General features: G+C 70.6%; 1 protein-coding gene. It reads left to right on the top strand.

Annotation, left to right across the window (positions count from 1 at the left end; all coding sequences use genetic code 11):
• On the top strand, nt 1-728 hold a 728-nt coding region (locus DMH01_RS42360), incomplete at both ends, for an FAD-binding protein (protein WP_125685091.1).

Raw genomic sequence — 728 nt, 5'->3', positions numbered from 1 at the left:
CAGCAGGCACTGTTTCAACGACATCGCGGACTGTCCGGGTGGTGTCCTGCTCGACTTGTCCGCGCTCGGTACCGAGGTCGTCCTCGACCCGGAATCGGCGACGGTCACGGTACCCGCGGCGGCCCGCTACGGCGACATCGCGGTCCAGGTGCACGCGGCCGGTTTCGCGTTGGCCAACCTCGCTTCGCTGCCTCATTGCACCGTGGCGGGCACTGTCGCGACGGCGACGCACGGCTCCGGGCGGCGTAACCAGAGGCTCGCGTCGGCGGTGTCCGGGTTGGAGCTCGTCACCGCGGACGGTGAGGTGAAGACGTACACCCGGCACGACGGGGTCGTGGTCGGGCTCGGCGCGCTGGGTGTGGTGACGCGGCTGACCCTCGACCTGGTGCCGTCCTTCGACCTCCGGCAGGACGTCTTCGACGGCCTGCCCTGGGAGTCGGTGTACGACCATTTCGCCGAGATCCAGGACGCGGGTTACAGCGTCAGCCTGTTCACGAACTGGGCCCGCGACGAGGTCGACCAGGTCTGGGTCAAGGGGCCGGGGCGGCCGGGTGCGGACTTCTTCGGCGCGAAGGCGGCGGACGGGCCGCGGCATCCGGCCCACGCGGCGGGCATCCCGGCGGACAACCGCACGCGGCAGCTCGGGGTGCCGGGCCCGTGGCACGAACGGATCCCGCATTTCCGCCTGGCTTTCACGCCCAGCATCGGGAACGAACTCCAGACCGAGT

The sequence above is a fragment of the Amycolatopsis sp. WAC 04182 genome (assembly GCF_003947465.1).
Taxonomy (GTDB): domain Bacteria; phylum Actinomycetota; class Actinomycetes; order Mycobacteriales; family Pseudonocardiaceae; genus Amycolatopsis.
This window is presented reverse-complemented; position numbering and strand designations above follow the sequence as displayed.